This window comes from Lentzea albida, assembly GCF_900111005.1.
Taxonomy (GTDB): domain Bacteria; phylum Actinomycetota; class Actinomycetes; order Mycobacteriales; family Pseudonocardiaceae; genus Lentzea; species Lentzea albida.
This window is the reverse complement of the sequence record NZ_FOFV01000006.1, coordinates 179,538-196,198: the sequence shown is the minus strand read 5'-3', so window position 1 is coordinate 196,198 and position 16,661 is coordinate 179,538. Positions and strand designations below refer to the sequence as shown.

13 protein-coding genes are annotated in these 16,661 nt (G+C 70.5%); 9 read left to right on the top strand and 4 right to left on the bottom strand.

Features of this window, described 5'->3' with window-relative positions:
* The first annotated feature begins 200 nt into the window (after nt 1–200).
* A complete protein-coding gene (locus tag BMY74_RS17745; protein WP_089917304.1) occupies nt 201–596 on the top strand; it encodes a DUF3040 domain-containing protein in 396 nt (131 codons plus the stop codon).
* A gap of 109 nt (nt 597–705) precedes the next feature.
* On the opposite strand, the gene BMY74_RS17740 is transcribed toward BMY74_RS17745, so the two are convergent.
* Genes BMY74_RS17740 through BMY74_RS17730 form a run of 3 tightly spaced genes read right to left on the bottom strand, consistent with a single transcriptional unit; the run spans nt 706 to nt 5,501 of the window.
* Nucleotides 706–3,180, bottom strand: coding sequence for a transglutaminase TgpA family protein (locus BMY74_RS17740; protein WP_089917302.1), 2,475 nt, complete (start codon nt 3,178–3,180; stop codon nt 706–708).
* A gap of 1 nt (nt 3,181) precedes the next feature.
* Nucleotides 3,182–4,447, bottom strand: coding sequence for a DUF58 domain-containing protein (locus BMY74_RS17735; protein WP_089917300.1), 1,266 nt, complete (start codon nt 4,445–4,447; stop codon nt 3,182–3,184).
* 1 nt (nt 4,448) lies between these two features.
* The gene (locus BMY74_RS17730; protein ID WP_371927562.1) at nt 4,449–5,501 is read right to left on the bottom strand and encodes an AAA family ATPase; all 1,053 of its coding nucleotides are present in this window, start codon (nt 5,499–5,501) and stop codon (nt 4,449–4,451) included.
* Between the two features lie 647 nt (nt 5,502–6,148).
* Between BMY74_RS17730 and mraZ the strand changes: the two genes are divergently transcribed.
* The 5 genes from mraZ to BMY74_RS17705 all read left to right on the top strand — a co-directional run bounded on the left by mraZ (nt 6,149) and on the right by BMY74_RS17705 (nt 11,571).
* Nucleotides 6,149–6,580, top strand: coding sequence for a division/cell wall cluster transcriptional repressor MraZ (mraZ, locus tag BMY74_RS17725; RefSeq protein WP_045314249.1), 432 nt, complete (start codon nt 6,149–6,151; stop codon nt 6,578–6,580).
* A gap of 168 nt (nt 6,581–6,748) precedes the next feature.
* Entirely contained in the window at nt 6,749–7,702 is a 954-nt protein-coding gene (gene rsmH, locus BMY74_RS17720) for a 16S rRNA (cytosine(1402)-N(4))-methyltransferase RsmH (RefSeq protein ID WP_089917298.1), read from the top strand.
* On the top strand, nt 7,699–8,310 hold the full coding sequence (gene ftsL, locus BMY74_RS17715; RefSeq protein WP_089917297.1) for a cell division protein FtsL: 612 nt from the start codon (nt 7,699–7,701) through the stop codon (nt 8,308–8,310). The genes rsmH and ftsL overlap by 4 nt, the downstream gene beginning before the upstream one ends.
* Nucleotides 8,310–10,211 carry a peptidoglycan D,D-transpeptidase FtsI family protein gene (locus tag BMY74_RS17710; protein ID WP_089917295.1) on the top strand — a complete coding sequence of 634 codons (1,902 nt, stop codon included), beginning with the start codon at nt 8,310–8,312 and terminating at the stop codon, nt 10,209–10,211. The genes ftsL and BMY74_RS17710 overlap by 1 nt, the downstream gene beginning before the upstream one ends.
* Nucleotides 10,212–10,518: 307 nt before the next feature.
* Complete coding sequence (locus BMY74_RS17705; protein ID WP_177229796.1) at nt 10,519–11,571, top strand: putative glycoside hydrolase; 1,053 nt, start codon at nt 10,519–10,521, stop codon at nt 11,569–11,571.
* Here BMY74_RS17705 and BMY74_RS17700 read toward each other — a convergent pair.
* Nucleotides 11,568–12,383 (bottom strand): universal stress protein, encoded by an 816-nt coding sequence (locus BMY74_RS17700; protein ID WP_143091602.1) that lies wholly within the window; start codon nt 12,381–12,383, stop codon nt 11,568–11,570. The genes BMY74_RS17705 and BMY74_RS17700 overlap by 4 nt on opposite strands.
* A gap of 210 nt (nt 12,384–12,593) precedes the next feature.
* On the opposite strand from BMY74_RS17700, the gene BMY74_RS17695 reads away from it, so the two are divergent.
* From BMY74_RS17695 to mraY, 3 genes are read left to right on the top strand one after another with little or no spacing between them, the layout of a single operon-like run.
* Nucleotides 12,594–14,120 carry a UDP-N-acetylmuramoyl-L-alanyl-D-glutamate--2,6-diaminopimelate ligase gene (locus BMY74_RS17695; protein ID WP_177229795.1) on the top strand — a complete coding sequence of 509 codons (1,527 nt, stop codon included), beginning with the start codon at nt 12,594–12,596 and terminating at the stop codon, nt 14,118–14,120.
* Nucleotides 14,117–15,577, top strand: a complete 1,461-nt coding sequence (locus tag BMY74_RS17690) for a UDP-N-acetylmuramoyl-tripeptide--D-alanyl-D-alanine ligase (RefSeq protein ID WP_089917289.1) — start codon at nt 14,117–14,119, stop codon at nt 15,575–15,577. Before BMY74_RS17695 ends, BMY74_RS17690 begins: the two co-directional genes overlap by 4 nt.
* Nucleotides 15,574–16,659 carry a phospho-N-acetylmuramoyl-pentapeptide-transferase gene (gene mraY, locus BMY74_RS17685; protein WP_089917287.1) on the top strand — a complete coding sequence of 362 codons (1,086 nt, stop codon included), beginning with the start codon at nt 15,574–15,576 and terminating at the stop codon, nt 16,657–16,659. The genes BMY74_RS17690 and mraY overlap by 4 nt, the downstream gene beginning before the upstream one ends.
* The last annotated feature ends 2 nt before the right edge of the window (nt 16,660–16,661 follow it).

Sequence of the window (16,661 nt, the reverse complement as noted above, 5' to 3'; positions counted from 1 at the left end):
GAGGTGCCTCACGAAGGCCTCACCACTGCCCCAGGAGGATGATGGTGACAGAACAGACCGTATGAGAACGCCGACTGGGTAGTCGCCGGGGCGCGCGGATCGTATCCTGGAAGGTGACGTCCCCAGGGTGGGTCGTCCGCCGGGTTCGGCGGAAACCGAATACACCCGGCGCCCGCGACCGCTGTGCCGGAGGAGGAACGATGCCACTCTCCGAGCACGAGCAGCGACTGCTCGACCAGATCGAGCGCGCGCTCTACGCCGAGGACCCGAAGTTCGCATCCACCGTACGAGGCGCCAAGTTGCGGCGGCCGTCCAAGCGGCGCCGCGTACAAGGCATCGTGTTGTTCGTAGTCGGCGTGGCCGCGCTCATCACCGGAGTGATGCTGCCGGCGCTCTCGATCGCCAGCATCCCCGTGGTGAGCGTCTTCGGCTTCCTGCTCATGTTCTTCGGTGCGCTCATCACCCTGACGACGTTGCGTCGCGGTGACCAGGTGGCCGAGGGGGCGCAGGAGGACGGCAAGCCAGCGCGCAGCCGCAGCTCGTTCTCCGAACGGATGGAAGAGCGCTTCCGCCGTCGCTTCGACGAAGAGCAGTAAGCCCCTCGGATCGAAGAAGCTCTGACACGGCGATGGGCCCGCCCCCCAGTTGGGGAGCGGGCCCATCGCCGTGTCAGGTGGCTCGCCTCCCGGCGGAGGCGAGCACTTCTCACACCCCGACCGGCTCCCGGTCCGGCGCGTCCGCCACCGGCGCCGGGGCCGGCTTCAGCACCGACTTCGGCAACAGCCTCGCCCGCAACGACAGCGGGGCGTTCTGCCGCAACGACTGCCGCACCGCCGCCAGCGCACCGGGCAACGCCGGGTCGGCGGCCGGGTTCGGGCTGTACCAGGACCGCTCGATCGCCCCGATGACCGTCCGCAGGCCGGCCTTGCCCGCGTCGTCCAGGTTGTGCTCACGGGCCAGGCGGCGGGCGGCGATCCGGATCGTCTCGGCGGGCGGCACCGGGGCGCCGCGGTCGATCGACTCCGCCATGAGCTCGCTCCACGCGGCCGAGGCCGCGCCGGGACCGAGCGCCGTCACCGCGTGCAGGTGGTTGCGCCGTCGCACGGCCCTCACGAGCATCGGCGTGAACAGCACTCCGGCGAGCACGAGCGGCACCGCGATCCACCACGAGAGCAACGCGGCGGCGAGGCCCACGCCTATCAGCCACAGCCCGGCCGCGGCCGGTATCAGCAGCTTGCGCGCCCACGACACGCCCAGCAGACCGGCACCGACCACGCCGAGCAGCGCCAGCACCAGGAAGATCGACAGCAGCGCCGCGAGCAGCAGCACCACGCCCAACGCCCAGAGGTGCCACGACGGCGTGGTCTCGGCACTCGCCTGCGGCAGGCCCTGGTCGCCGTCCTCGCCGTCGGGGGAGGCGGACGCCTGGGCCGAACCGGACGCGGAGGGCGCCACCGACTCCGTCGTCGTCTCGGCGGTCGGCACCTCCTCCTGGCCCGGCGCGGTCTCGCGCAGGTACGGCGGCTGGATGCCGCGGCCGTCGGAGATCGGGGTCGGGTCGAAGGTCATCCAGCCGAAGTTCGGGAAGAAGATCTCGACCCACGCGTGGGCGTCGTCGGTGCTGATCACGCGGTAGTCGTTGTCCGCGGAGTTGACGCCCGCGGTGAAGCCGATCGCCACGCGCGACGGCAGGCCCACCACGCGCGCCATCACGGCCATCGCGGAGGCGAACTGCTCGCAGTAGCCGACCTTGCTCCTGAGCACGAAGTCGGTCAGCGCGTCCCTGGTGACGTCGCCCTGCGTCTTGAGCTCGTACTTGAAGTCGCTGGTGGGGCTGTTGAAGAACTCGGAGAGCTTCGCCGCCTTGTCGAAGTCGTTGGTGGCGCCCTCGACGATCTGCTTCGCGAGGTCGACGACCTCCTGCTCGACGCCGTCGAACTTGTAGTACTCGCGGTCGACCGCGTTGGCCTGGGTCGGCGCCAGCCGCAACGCCTGCTTCGTCGGCGTCGACAGCACCGTGTCGATCTCGTAGGACTCCGGTTCGCGCTCCCGCTGGGTGTAGATCACGCCCTTCTTCGGGTCGAACTGGTAGTCGTCGTCCGGGGTGTCGATGCGGCGGACGGCGCCGTAGGTCGGCAGCCAGAAGCTCCGCCAGTCGCGCGGCTCGATGTTGATCCGGGTGGTCTTGCCCTCGCCGCGGTCGCCCGCCTGGGGCGGGAGCTCACCTCGTGCGGGCTGGCCGCCGGGAGGGCTGCCGCGCTCCCAGCCCTTGTTCGGCACGTACTGCGCCAGCGTCGACGCCCGCATGTAGCTCGGCTCCGTCATGCCGCGCACGTAGAACACCTCGGCGGTGCGGCCGCGGTTCAGCATGCCGCGCAACGACGTCATCTCGGACAGGCCGATGCCGCCCTTGCCGCCTCCGCCGACGCCGCTGCCGGGCAGCCTGCCGACGGTGCCGACGAGCGTGAAGCCCGCGCCGACCACCAGGGCGATCACCATCGCGATCGCCGCCACCGAGCTCGCGGACCCGCCGGACCCGCTCGCCGACCCGGTGCCGAGCCTGCCGCGCCACGCCTCGTGCCGGTGCTGGCCGTCGACCGCGAGCAGCATCGCGAACGCCGCCGCGCCCAGGACGAACGTCCACCACGGCAGCATCTCGTCGGCCAGCGACGCGGGCACCGCGAAGACGCACAGCAGCACCAGCCCGGACGCCGCCGGGGCCGCCGCGGCCACCGCCAGCGTGTCGACCAGCACCGCGACCAGGCCGATCGCCAGCACGACGAGCGCCTGGATCGCCGGGGACGCGTGCACCGGCGGAACCCCGGTCTGCACCTGCGCCACGGACTCCGCGAGCACGTCGCCGAGCTCGCCCAGCGCCTCGGGACCGGGGATGAACAGGAAGATGCCCGACCGCGTGTGCAACGCCGTGAGCAGGCACAACAGCACCGCCACCTGCGCGATCGCGACCAGCGGCGGGGTCAGCCGGGTCGCCCGCAGGAACGCGCCGGTCACGGTGATCGCGACGATCACCACGCCGATCCGCACCAGCCACAGGTCGCCCTCGATCACGCCGGACAGGGCGGTGGAGGCGCACAGCACCGCCAGCGCGGCGATCCACGGCGTCGCCGAGGTGAACCACTCGGGCTCGGTGCCCTTCGCGGGAGCGGAACGGGATCCCATGTCAGCCCACCTCCGAGCGGAACGACGGACCCCGGGACCCTGCCGAGGCGCACAACTCCTGCCACACCTGCTGCATCGACGCCGCCGGCTTCGCGATCGCCACGCCCCAGCCCGCGCCTGTCAGCAGCCGCCGGGCGTCCTCGGGCTCGGGCGCGGGGGAGTCGGTGCCGCCCGCCCACGCGTTCACGTCCAGCAACACGGCCAGGCTGCGCGTTCCGCGCGGCCGGTACCGGACGAGCTCCTCCGCCGACGCCGGCGAGAGACCGCCGAGCACCGCGATGACCTCCTGGCCCGCGCCGGGGTCGGTCCCGCCGCTCAGCTCACGCCGGTGCGAGCCCTGCAACGCGGCGAGCGCGTCCAGCACCACGTGGTCGCTGTGCCCGCCGTCGGACGACCCGCCGGCGAGCACCCGCCCGTCCTCGGCGACCAGGCGGACCTGGTGGCCGAAGTGGTGCAGGTGCAGGCAGATCGACGCCGCGAACGAGATGGCCCACTCCAGTGACGCCGTGGGCCCGCTGCCGCGGTGCGCGTGCACCCGGTGGTCGAGCAGCACCGTCGTGCCGCCGCGCCACGGGCGTTCCTCGACGCGCACCATCAGCTCGTCGCGCCGGGCGGTCGACCGCCAGTGGACCTTCCGCAGGTCGTCGCCCTGGCGGTACGGCCGCACCACGGCGTCGTCCTCGCCCTGGCCCGCCCGCAGCCGCACCGAGCCGTCGTCACCCGCGCCCATGCCGGACCCGCCGGGCAGACCGCCCAGCCGCACGACCCGCGGCACCACGACCAGACGCGACCGGCCCGCGAGCTCGCGGTCGAACTCGGCCAGCCCGAACGGGTCGGTGATCCGCGCCATCAGCGGGCCGACCTGCTGGACACCGCGCATCACCGGCTTGAGCGGGTAGCGCAGCGCCGTCGGCGTGTTGCGGGGCAGCCGCTCCACCAGGAACCGCGGCCGCGCGCCCAGCGCGTACGGGACCGTGTCCTCCAGCATGAGCCCGCCCGTGGGCAGCCGGCCCGTGCTGCGCAGCTCGAGCTTCACCTCGGACGCGGCACCGACCGGCACCCGGCTCGGCGCGAGGTAGCGGGAGGCGCGCAGACCCACCCGCGCCCGCGTCGCGAGCCACGCGGCCAGCAGTGGGAGCGCGATCACGAAGGCCGCGACCCTCAGCAAGTCGCGCTCGTTCAGCACGGCGGCGCACACTCCGGCGGCGAACCCCGCGGCCAGCAAGCATCTTCCGCGTGTGGTCAGACCGGAGAGTGCGGTGCGCATCTCAGCGTGGCGTCCCTGCGTTGTTGTTGTTCATGCTGCGGACGAACGCCGCGCTCGGGTCGAGTGCCGCCGTGGGCACCGGCACGCGCTGCAACAGGGCCCTGATCAGGTCGGCCGGCGACCGGCGGGCGGCCTGCGCCTCGGCGGTCAGCACCAGCCGGTGGGCCAGCACCGGGATCGACACCGCGTGGATGTCGTCCGGCACCACGAAGTCACGACCGGCCAGCGCGGCCTGCGCGCGGGCGGCCCGGACGAGGTGCAGCGTGGACCGCGGCGACGCGCCGAGCCGCAGCTCGGGCAGGCGGCGCGTGGCGGAGACCAGCTCGACGGCGTACCGGCGGACCTCGGGCGAGAGGTGCACCCGGCGCACGGCCTCGATCAGCCGCAGGATCTGGTTCGCGTCCGAGACGGGCCGCAGGTCGTCGAGCGGGTTGTGGCCCGCGTGCTCGTCGACCATCGCGAGCTCGGCCTGCGGGTCCGGGTAGCCCACGGACACGCGCGCGGTGAACCGGTCGCGCTGCGCCTCGGGGAGGGCGTAGGTGCCCTCCATCTCGATCGGGTTCTGCGTCGCGATCACCATGAACGGCGAGCCCAGCGGGTACGTGTTGCCGTCGACCGTGACCTGGTGCTCCTCCATGCACTCCAGCAGCGCGGACTGCGTCTTGGGGGAGGCGCGGTTGATCTCGTCGCCGACGACGATGTTCGCGAAGATCGGGCCCGGCCGGAACTCGAAGTCGTTCTCCTGCCGGTTGTAGATCGACGAGCCGGTGATGTCGCTCGGCAGCAGGTCGGGCGTGAACTGCACGCGGCTCACGGTGCAGTCGATGGAGCGGGCAAGCGCTTTCGCCAGCGAGGTCTTGCCGACACCCGGCACGTCCTCGACCAGCAGGTGCCCCTCGGCGAGCAGCGTCACGAGGGCCAGACGGACCACGTCGGGTTTGCCGACGAGCACCCGTTCGACGTTCGCGGCGATCCGCTGGACGGCACCGTGCAACTCACCCAGAACCTGATCGACCGGCGCGTGACTGTTCGCGCTTGGGCTTCCCGGCGTCACTAAACCTCCAGCAGCCGTGTCCGGAACACGGACGTGTGAGCGTTTCACGCAGTGTGTCAAACCACGGCTAAGTGCCGTTACCTGCAGTGTGAACCAGTTCCGCGGACGTGGCGGACGCACGACGCCGCGCACCGCGACGGGACCGCGGGACCGTGTGGCGTCCTGCGGCCGGGCCGGGCGCGTGCAGGCGCGCATGGACCACCGTGACCATTTCGTCATAACGGTAGCGGGCGGCACCGACGGTCCCGGCCCGCGGTCTGCGGACACCCATGCCATCCGCCTCCGCTCGCGTCGGCCCTGCCCCTGGTGAGTGCCCTGCACCCGCGGGCCCCAACCGGGTTCGCCCCACGGAGTTCCACCTTCCCCCACCACCTCGCCGCCACGCCCTGTTTTCGCGGAATTTTCTAGGCCGTTCGAGTGCTAATCGGCGGCTGAACCCTCACCCGCGAAGGTGGTGCCGCACGAGTTCCCCCACCGTCCCCCCACGGCGCCCCACGCCTTCTACCTGCACAAATGGGTTGCGACATGCTGTGCAAAAGACCGTTTCAACGTTGACTGTGGTGAAAAGTGGGGTACTGTGGCGGCCGGTGGGGCAGACGGGGGCTCCACTGCCGGTCTCGTCGCCCGGCAAGGGAGGTGTATGCCGAATGTTCCTCGGCACGCACTACCCGCGCCTGGACGACAAAGGTCGGCTGACACTGCCTGCGAAGTTCCGGGACGAACTGGCGGGAGGTCTCATGGTCACCAAGGGCCAGGACCACTGCCTGTACGTGTTCCCCCGGGCCGAGTTCGAGCAGATGGCGAGGAAGGTCGCCGAGGCGCCGTTCACCAACGACGCCGTACGCGCCTACCAGCGGTATCTGTTCGCAGGTACGGACGAGCAGCGTCCGGACGGTCAGGGCCGCGTTCTGATCGCACCGGAACTGCGCCGGTATGCCGGGCTGACCAAGGAGTGCGTGGTCGTCGGCGCGTTCACCAGGATGGAGATCTGGGACGCGGCGGCCTGGCAGACCTATCTCGAAGAGCACGAGGACGGCTACGCCACGGCTCGCGAGGAGGTCATACCGGGCGTCTTCTGATGGCGGTCAGCCGAGCAACAGGCCGGATGTTCCACACGCGATTCGGGTGCCGTGAGGCCTCGGTCCGCTCGACTATCGGCCCTGGCGCACCTTCCCCGGCGCCAGGTCCGCCGGGCGGGCGGGGACCTGACGTCACCCGAAACGCGCATTAAGGGGAGTAGAGGGACGATGGATCAGCCGCGGCACGTTCCGGTGCTGCTGGACCGCGTCCTGGAACTCTTCGCTCCGGCGCTGCACGGCAAGCCTGCCATCGTTGTCGACACGACCCTCGGCATGGGCGGCCACTCCGACGCGCTGCTGAGCGCGCACCCCGAACTCACCCTCATCGGGCTCGACCGCGACCCGCAGGCCATCGAGATGGCCGGCGAGCGCCTGGCGCGCCACGGTGACCGGGTCCACCTCGTCAACGTCACGTACGACCACATCGACGAGGCCGTGGAGGACCTCGGGTACTCCCGTGTGGACGGTGTGCTGATGGACCTCGGCGTGTCCTCGTTGCAGCTGGACGAGGAGGAGCGCGGGTTCGCGTACTCGAAGGACGCCCCGCTCGACATGCGGATGTCCAAGGGCAGCGGCATGACGGCGGCGGACGTGCTCAACACGTACTCGCACGGCGACCTCGCGCGGATCCTCTCGACCTACGGCGAGGAGCGGTTCGCGGGCAAGATCGCCTCCGCGGTGCTCAAGGAGCGCGAGAAGGAGCCGTTCACGAACTCCGGCCGGCTCGTCGAGCTGCTCTACGCCGTCGTGCCCGCGGCTTCGCGGCGCACCGGCGGGCACCCGGCGAAGCGCACGTTCCAGGCGCTGCGGATCGAGGTCAACGGCGAGCTGGAGTCGTTGCGGCTCGCACTGCCCGCGGCGCTCGGCGTGCTGGGCGTGGGCGGCCGGATCGTCGTGGAGTCCTACCAGTCCCTCGAGGACCGGATGGTGAAGCAGGCGTTCGCGGAGCTCGCGAAGTCGAAGACCCCGCCGGGCCTGCCGGTCGAGCTGCCGGGCCACGGGCCCGAGATCAAGCTGCTCACCAAGGGCGCCGAACTCGCGAACGAGCAGGAGATCGAGGACAACCCGCGTGCGGCGCCGGTGCGCCTGCGGGCGGCGGAGCGGATCGGAGACCCGAGATGACGGCACCCGCACGGGTCGGCGGGCCGTCGCCCCGCGACGGCTCCACGAAGAAGAAGGCCGAGGAGAAGGACAGGGCCCGGCGGCGGACCGCCGGGGCCGAGCGCGCCTACGCCCGGCGGGCCCAGCGCGCGTCGAACCTGCGCGGCGGCTCCGCGAGCCCGCAGCAGAAGGTCGTCTCCAAGGCCCCGTTCGTCGTGCTCGTGATGCTCGTGCTGGGCGCGGGCGTCGCCGGGATCATGTACTTCTCCACCCAGGCCGCCGCCGACACCTACCGGCTGCAGGAGGCGCGCGCCGAGGCCGAAAAGCTGACGCTGCAGATGGAGCAACTGCGCCGCGAGGTGGCGTTGCTCGAGTCGCCGACCGACCTCGCGCGCCGCGCGGGGGAGATGGGCCTGGTCCAGCCGTCGAACCCGGCACGGCTGCGGCAGAACCCGGACGGCACGATCGAGGAGTTCGGCAAGCCGAGCGCGCCGACCAAGTCGACGCCTCCGCCTCCTCCGTCATCCGAGACTCCCGCGCCGCCCGCGGGCCAGACCCCGCCGGACGGCCAGCAGCCGCCCGCCGGTCAGCAGCCCCCGGCCGGTCAGACCCCTCCGGCGGGTGGCTGATGCCGGGTCCGCAGGGAAGGGGCCCGCGCCGCCCGTTGTCGGTGCGCGGGCCCGCACCGGCCGCGCGTCTGGGAGGCAACAGCAGGCTGCGCATCGGCGTCGGCCGCGTCCTGCTGATCGGCGCGCTCGTGATCGCGGGCGTCAAGCTCGTGCAGGTGCAGGGCATCCAGGCGCAGGAGCTGTCGGAGCAGGCGCAGAAGCAGCGCACGACGCCCATCGACATCCCCGCCGAGCGCGGCTCGATCCTCGACCGCAACGGCAACCAGCTCGCGTTCTCGATCGAGGTGCGCGCGCTCTACATCCTTCCGCAGCGCGCGCGTAAGACGTGGGACGAAGCCCACGCGAAGGACGCGAAGAAGTACCCGGGCACCTACGACGAGCACGCGCGCGAGATCGCCAAGTTCATGTCGTCGACGCTCGGCCCCGAGGTCAACGGGGAGAAGACCGACGAGGAGACGATCTACCAGCAGCTGGTCAAGGACATCTCGTACGAGGTCCTCGTGAACGAGGCCGAGCCGGCCAAGGCCGCGAAGATCGTCGAGAAGTTCCCGACGGAGATCGGCTCGGAGTACCGCTCCAAGCGCATCTACCCCAACGGCGAGCTGGCGTCGAACATCATCGGCGCGGCGAACTGGCGCCAGGACGAGAAGCCGCCGACCGTGCAGGGCATCCTCGGGCTGGAGAACGCCCAGGACAACGTGCTCGCGGGCCGCACGGGCCGGCGGGTGGTCGACACGATGTCGGGCGACGACACCCTCGTCATCCCGAACACCGAGCGCGAGCTCGTGAAGCCGCAGCCGGGCAAGAGCCTCGAGCTGACGATCGACATCGACACGCAGTACGCGGTCCAGAAGATCATCAGCGACTACACGAAGAAGACCGGCGCCAAGAACGGTTCCGCCGTCGTGCTGGACAGCCGCACCGGCGAGATCGTCGCGATGGCCAACGACAAGACGTACGACCCGACGGACTTCGGCAAGGCCTCCGAGGACCAGAAGCGCAACACCGCGGTCGCGTACAGCTTCGAGCCCGGCTCCGTGAACAAGATCGTCACGGCCGCGGCCGCCGTCGAGTACGGCCTGTTCAAGCCGGACGACGTGCTGCAGGTGCCGGGGTCGATCAAGGTCGCGGACCGGGTCATCAAGGACGCGTGGAACCACGGCACCGTGCCGATGTCGTTCACCGGCGTGTTCGCCAAGTCCTCCAACGTCGGCACGCTGGAGGCCGCCCAGCAGGTCGGTCCCGAGCGCTACGCCGAGATGCTGCAGAAGTTCGGCCTCGGCCGCCGCACCGGCTCCGGTGTGCCCGCCGAGGAGTCGGGTCTGGTGCCGCCGCTCAACCAGTGGTCCGGCTCGACGTTCGGCAACCTGCCGATCGGCCAGGGCCTCTCGATGACGTTGCTGCAGATGACCGGCATGTACCAGGCCATCGCGAACGACGGCCTGCGCATCCCGCCGCGGCTGGTCCGCGCCGAGATCGGCGAGGAGGGCGCGCGCTCGGAGAAGCAGCGGCCCGAGGGCGTTCAGGTGGTGTCCAAGGAGACGGCCAAGACCGTGCGCGAGATGTTCCGCTCGGTCACCCAGTCCGACCCGCGCGACGCGAACCAGAACGGCACCGGCAAGCCCGCCGCCGTCCCCGGCTACCAGATCGCGGGCAAGACCGGCACGGCGCAGCAGATCGACCAGAACTGCAAGTGCTACTCCCAGTCCGAGTACTGGACGACGTTCGCCGGCATCCTCCCGGCCGACAACCCGCGCTACGTCGTCGGCATCATGCTCGACGCGCCGTCCGGCGCCCAGTCGGCCGCGCCCGTGTTCCACGACATCGCGACCTTCCTGACGCAGCGGTTCCAGGTGCCGATGTCGGCGGAGCAGACGCCGTACGTCCAGCTGCAGCTGTAGGTCGTCGCAGGCGGGGCGCGCATTCTTGGTGACGCGTCCCGCAAGCGCAAGGGCGCACGTCACACCCAGGCGTGATTCCGATGTTTTCACTGTGAAAACTTCTTCGTGTTGAGACGCATTTCATCACGTTTAATTCTTCGAAACCGGAGAGTTGAACGAGGTGAGGTTCGTCGTGCGTTCCATCGGATATTCGATCTTGGCTCTGTTGCTGGGAGTGCCCGTCGTTCCCGCAGCTCAGCTCCCCGAGGACGGGCCTGACGTGAAGTCGTACTGGCTGCACATGAACAGCACGACCGTTTCTGAGGTAATGATCGAAACGGAGGCTCGGCGACGTTCTTACGTCGTCCTGAACGCCTGGGAAACCGATCTTGCCGCGAAGTTGAAAAAGGCGAACCCGGAGATCCGGACGTTCGTCTACAAAGATCTCTCCTCGACGCGCAGCTACGCCTGCTCCGGCGGCACCGACGACGCCGACCTCCCCACCGGCGTCGGGTACTGCGCGGCCGACCCGTCCTGGTTCCTCACCGACTCCGCCGGCAGGCGCCTCGAGTACGGCGGCTACGCGGGCCACTGGCAGATGGACGTCGGCAACACCGCGTACCAGAACGCCTGGGCCGACAACGTGGTCGCGTCCTCGGCGAAGGTCTTCGACGGCGTCCTCATGGACAACGCCCTGTTCGCCTGCGACACCTACCACGAGGGCGTCTGCCCGGCCGCGTACCCGACCGACGCGGCGATGCGCGAGGCGTACCGCTCGATGCTCGCCAACACGAGGCAGAAGTTCGTGGACGCGGGCCTCAAGACGGTCGCGAACATGTCCAACGCCCGCCTGTACGAAGGCGCCTGGGACTCCTACGTCGAACACCTCGACGGCGGCTTCGACGAGTGGTGGCTGACCTTCGGGGACTCCGACCTGCTCTCCGAGTACCCGCAGGGCTGGAGCAGGCAGCTCGAACAGATCACCGCCAACGAGGCCAAGGGCAAGATCACCTGGGTCCAGCCGCACCACAGCGGTGCCGAGCAGCCGTTCCGCTACGCCTTCGCCTCGTACCTGCTGGCCAAGGGGGAGCACGCGGCGATCTCCGAGATCGAGAAGACCGACGGCTACGACGGCCCGTCGCGGTGGCGCGCCGAGTACGACTGGGACCTCGGCGCACCGCTCGGAGCGCACTTCGAGATCGCGAAGAACGTGCACCAGCGCGACTTCGAGTGCGGCACGGTGATCGTGAACGCCAACAGGACCGGAAGCGCACCGCAGACCGTGCGCCTCGCCGAGACGCAGACCAACGAGCACGGCGCGCCGGTCACCTACGTGGTGCTGCCGGGAACGACCGGAACGGTGCTGCGCAAGGCCTGCTAGAGCGTCACCCGGTCGGCCTGCATCGGCTCCTGCCGGGCCACCAGCACCGGGCACGACGCGTGGTAGAGCGCCGCCCTGGTGACGAGTCCGACCCCGTCGTGCTGCCCGCCGCGCCCCACCACGACGAGGTCGGAGTCCAGGGAGGCCAGTGCCTCGTGCGGGTGCCGCGACTCCACCAGCACCTCGGGCGTCAGCTCGGGAGCGGTGGTGCGCAGGAACAGCACGGCCCGCCGGACGGCCGCCTCGTCGCGCGGCACCGCGTCGCCGTGCTGCGCCGGGAGGTGGACGTGCAGCAACCTCAGCCGCGCTCGGCGGGTGCGGCAGAACTCGACCGCGCGCCGCAGCACGACCGGGTCCTCGCACCCGCCGACGGCAGCGGTGATCCAGCCGTGCTCGCCGCGGATCGCCTGTGGACGTCCGCGCACCACCACGACGCCGCACCGCGCGCGGCGCAACACCGGGAGGACGAGGGACCCCAGACCCAGGCCGCGGTGCTGTTCTCCCTTGCACCCCAAGACCAAGGTCGCGCTCGAGTCCGACGCCCCCACCAGTGCGGCCACCGGGTCGTCCCCGCTCGGACGGAAGTGGGCGGTGAGCATGGGAAGCCGTTCCAGCACGCGCTGGACGGTCGTGTCACCGGGGTCCGCGAGGAACACCTGGAGGTCCGTCCTGAGCGACCACGCGTGGCGCGCCGCCCACTCGAACGCGTGGTACGCGGATTCGGACGTGTCCACGCCGACCGTCACGGAACGACTGAAGTCCGGTGCCCAGAAGGAGAACCTCCTGGGTTCCACCGCCGTGCTAGTTCTCATCGCCGCCTCCTGCCGCTTCACACCTCACCGCACGCGCACGAGTGGTCACAGGGCACTAAGTCACGAAGCGGGCAGGAACTTGTGCGGCCGGACGGGCTCGCTCACGAGCACCAGCGCGGGAGGCCACTCGAACGGCCCAGAACAGCGGATCATCACCCGAACGCCAACGCGCCGCTCGGCCACTCCGCGCAGGCCGGTAGCCTCTCGCCCGTGCCTGCCAAGCTCGAGGGCAAGGTCGCGACCGCCCCGCCCCGCCCCACCGCCATCCGCCCTGCTTCCGTGGCTGCTCTCGCCGCGGTCGCCGACGTGCACCTGACCAGGCCAGCACATGCCGACGTCCAGGTGACGGGGGTGACTCTGCGTGCTCAGCACGTGGTCGCCGGAGACCTCTACGCCGCGCTCCCGGGCGCGCACGTCCACGGTGCCGACTTCGCCGCGACGGCGATCGAGAACGGTGCCGTCGCCGTGCTCACGGACGAGGCCGGAGCCGCGCGCGACTCCCTCAAAGACGTGCCCGTGCTCATCCACCCGCGGCCCCGCGAGGTCGTCGGCCTGCTCGCCGCGCACGTCTACGGCCGGCCGTCGACGAAGGTGAAGCTGTGGGGTGTCACCGGCACGTCCGGCAAGACCACCACCACGTACATGATCGAGTCGGTGCTGCGCGCCGCCGGGAAGCACACGGGCCTCATCGGCACGGTCGGCACCCGCATCGGCACCGAGCAGCTCGGCAGCTCCCACACCACGCCCGAGGCGCCGGACCTGCAGGCGCTGTTCGCGGTCATGGCCGAGCGCGGGGTCACCGACGTGGCGATGGAGGTGTCGAGCCACGCGCTGCACATGGGCCGCGTCGCCGCCACCGAGTTCGAGATCGGCGCGTTCACGAACCTCAGCCAGGACCACCTCGACTTCCACGCCGACATGGAGGAGTACTTCCAGGTCAAGGCGCAGCTGTTCGACGGCCGCGCGCGCAAGGAGGTCGTCTGCGTCGACGGTGATTGGGGCCCCCGCCTGGTCAAGGACGGCACCGTCACCGTCGCGACGACCAAGGACGCCGACTGGACCGCGAGCGACGTCGAGGTGAGCGCGACCGGTGAGCAGACCTTCACCGCGCACGGCCCCGACGGCGACCTCCGCATCCACCTGCCGCTCGCCGGCAGCTTCAACATCGCGAACGCCCTGCTGGCCATCGCGTGCCTGCACCTCGAGGGCATCAGCGGCGAGGCGATCGCCGAGGGCCTGAAGAACGTCCAGGTGCCCGGCCGCATGCAGCGCGTCGACGAGGGCCAGGACTTCACCGCCGTCGTCGACTACTCGCACAAGCCCGCCGCCGTCGCGCTCGCGCTGGACGCCGTGCGCGCCAAGACCGACGGCCGGGTGATCATCGTGCTCGGCTGCGGTGGCGACCGCGACCGGGCGAAGCGGCCGCTGATGGGCGAGGCCGCCGCGGAACGCGCCGAGGTGTTGATCATCACCGATGACAACCCGAGGAGCGAAGACGCGTCTTCTATTCGGGCCGCCATGCTCGAAGGGGCCCTCGCCACCGCGAACCGGGGCGAGGTGCTCGAGATCGGCGACCGGAGGCTCGCGATCCAGAAGGCCGTCGAGCTGGCACAACCGGGGGACGTCGTCGTCGTGGCGGGCAAGGGGCACGAGACCGGACAGGAGATCGCCGGCGTGATCCACCCGTTCTCGGACGTCGAGACGCTGACCGCCGCGATCAGAGAGGCGCACCGTTGATCGCACTCACGCTCGCCGAGATCGCTGAGATCGTCGGCGGACGCCTGCACGCCACCGATGGGAGCCCGGTCGTCACCGGCACCATCGAGTTCGACACCCGCAAGATCACCGGGGGCGGCCTGTTCCTGGCGCTACCCGGTGAACGCGTGGACGGCCACGACTTCGCCGCGCAGGCCGTGGCGGCGGGCGCGGCCGGGGTGCTGGCGGGCCGCGAGGTCGACGCCCCCGCGGTGATCGCGCCGCCGGTGGAGACCAGGCACGCCAACGCCTACGTGCTCGCCGGCGACACGAACGGCGAGGGCGCCGCGGTGCTGGAGGCCCTGGCCAAGCTCGCCCGCCACGTCACGGACCGGCTGGAGGACTTGACGATCGTCGGCATCACCGGCTCCGCGGGCAAGACGTCCACGAAGGACCTCATCGCGCAGGTGCTGCGGCCGGTCGGGGACGTCATCGCGCCGCCGGAGTCGTTCAACAACGAGCTGGGCCACCCGTGGACCGCGCTGCGGTCCACCGAGGACACCAGGTTCCTCGTGCTGGAGCTGTCCGCGCGCGGCATCGGCCACATCGCGAACCTGTGCGAGATCGCCCCGCCGAAGTTCGGCGCCGTGCTCAACGTCGGCACCGCGCACCTCAGCGAGTTCGGCTCGCGCGAGGGCATCGCGCAGGGCAAGGGCGAGCTCGTCGAAGCACTGCCGGAGGACGGCGTCGCGATCCTCAACGCCGACGACCCGCTGGTCGCCGGCATGGCGAGCCGCACCAAGGCCAAGGTCGTGCTCGTCGGCGAGAACCCGAACGCCGACGTCCGCGCCGAGAACATCGTGCTGGACGAGCAGGCCCGTGCGAGCTTCACGCTGAAGACGGCGAAGGGCGACGCGCAGGTCAAGCTCGGCCTCAACGGCACGCACCAGGTCGGCAACGCCCTGGTCGCCGCCGCCATCGCCCTCGAACTCGGTGCCACGCCGGAAGAGGTGGCGCAGCGACTCGGTGCCGCCGAACGGGTTTCCGCGCACCGCATGGACATCACCGACCGTCCCGACGGCGTGACGGTCATCGACGACGCCTACAACGCGAACCCCGACTCGGTGCGGGCGGCGCTCAAGGCGCTCGCGTCGATCGCGCGCTCCACCACGCCCGCCCGCCGCAGCTGGGCCGTCCTCGGCCCGATGGCGGAACTGGGCGACGACGCGGTGCGCGAGCACGACGAGATCGGCCGCCTGGTGGTGCGCCTCGACATCAGCAAGCTGGTCGTCGTCGGTGAAGCGGCCCGCGCGATGCACCAGGGCGCGCACCTGGAAGGATCTTGGGGAGACGAATCCGTCAGGGTGCCGGACGCCGACGCGGCCATCGCGTTGCTCCAGGGGGAAGTCCGGCCCGGTGACGTAGTGCTGGTCAAGGCATCCAACGCCTATCGCCTGTGGCGCATTGCCGAGGCCCTGCTGGAGGCAGGAACCAAGTGAAGAGCATCCTGATCGCGGCTGCGATCGCACTCGCGGTGTCGATCCTGCTGACGCCGTACCTGATCAAGATCTTCTCCCGGCAGGGTTTCGGCCAGGAGATCCGCGAGGACGGTCCGCAGCACCACAAGACCAAGCGCGGCACGCCGACCATGGGCGGTCTCGCCATCCTGGTCGCGATGTGGGCGGGCTACCTCGGCACGCACCTCGTGAACTCGATGTCGGCCTCGGCGTCCGGGCAGACCCCGACCGCGTCCGGTCTGCTCGTGCTCATGCTGACGACGTCGCTCGGCCTCGTCGGCTTCCTCGACGACTTCATCAAGATCCGCAAGGCCCGCAACCTGGGCCTGAACAAGACGGCGAAGCTGGTCGGCCAGTTCATCGCGACCATCACGTTCGCGATCCTCGTGCTGCAGTTCCCGAACAAGGACGGCCTGACGCCCGCGTCGGTCAACCTGTCGTTCGTCCGCGACATCACCGTGGTCTCGTTCGGCACCATCGGGTTCATCGTCTTCTGCTACGGCATGGTGGCCGCCTGGTCGAACGCCGTGAACCTCACCGACGGCCTCGACGGCCTCGCCGGTGGTTCGTCGGCGATGGTGTTCGGCACGTACGTCGTGATCTCGTTCTGGCAGTTCCGCTACAACTGCTCGAGCTACGCCGTGGCCGGTTGCTACGACGTGCGCGACCCGCTGGACCTCGCGGTGATCGCCGCGGCCGCGATGGCGGGCTGCATCGGCTTCCTCTGGTGGAACGCGGCCCCGGCCAAGATCTTCATGGGTGACACCGGTTCGCTCGCGCTCGGCGGCCTCGTCGCCGGTCTCGCGATCGCGACCCGCACCGAGCTGCTGATGATCGTCATCGGTGGTCTGTTCGTGGTCGAGGCCCTGTCGGTGGCGTTGCAGGTCGCGGTCTTCCGCACCTCACGACGGCGCCTGTTCCGCATGGCACCGTTCCACCACCACTTCGAACTCGCGGGGTGGGCGGAGACCACGGTCATCATCCGGTTCTGGTTGATGGCGGGCATCTGCTGCATGTTCGGTCTGGGTGTCTTCTACAGCGAGTGGCTGACGGGCGGTTTCTAGAG

Bases quoted from the DNA above. Each gene is read 5' to 3' on its own strand.
- BMY74_RS17700 (WP_143091602.1), bottom strand. From the start codon at position 12,383: ATGAGAACTAGCACGGCGGTGGAACCCAGGAGGTTCTCCTTCTGGGCA.
- BMY74_RS17740 (WP_089917302.1), bottom strand. From the start codon at position 3,180: ATGGGATCCCGTTCCGCTCCCGCGAAGGGCACCGAGCCCGAGTGGTTC.
- BMY74_RS17735 (WP_089917300.1), bottom strand. From the start codon at position 4,447: ATGCGCACCGCACTCTCCGGTCTGACCACACGCGGAAGATGCTTGCTG.
- ftsL (WP_089917297.1), top strand. From the start codon at position 7,699: ATGACGGCACCCGCACGGGTCGGCGGGCCGTCGCCCCGCGACGGCTCC.
- BMY74_RS17710 (WP_089917295.1), top strand. From the start codon at position 8,310: ATGCCGGGTCCGCAGGGAAGGGGCCCGCGCCGCCCGTTGTCGGTGCGC.
- BMY74_RS17705 (WP_177229796.1), top strand. From the start codon at position 10,519: ATGATCGAAACGGAGGCTCGGCGACGTTCTTACGTCGTCCTGAACGCC.
- rsmH (WP_089917298.1), top strand. From the start codon at position 6,749: ATGGATCAGCCGCGGCACGTTCCGGTGCTGCTGGACCGCGTCCTGGAA.
- BMY74_RS17745 (WP_089917304.1), top strand. From the start codon at position 201: ATGCCACTCTCCGAGCACGAGCAGCGACTGCTCGACCAGATCGAGCGC.
- mraZ (WP_045314249.1), top strand. From the start codon at position 6,149: ATGTTCCTCGGCACGCACTACCCGCGCCTGGACGACAAAGGTCGGCTG.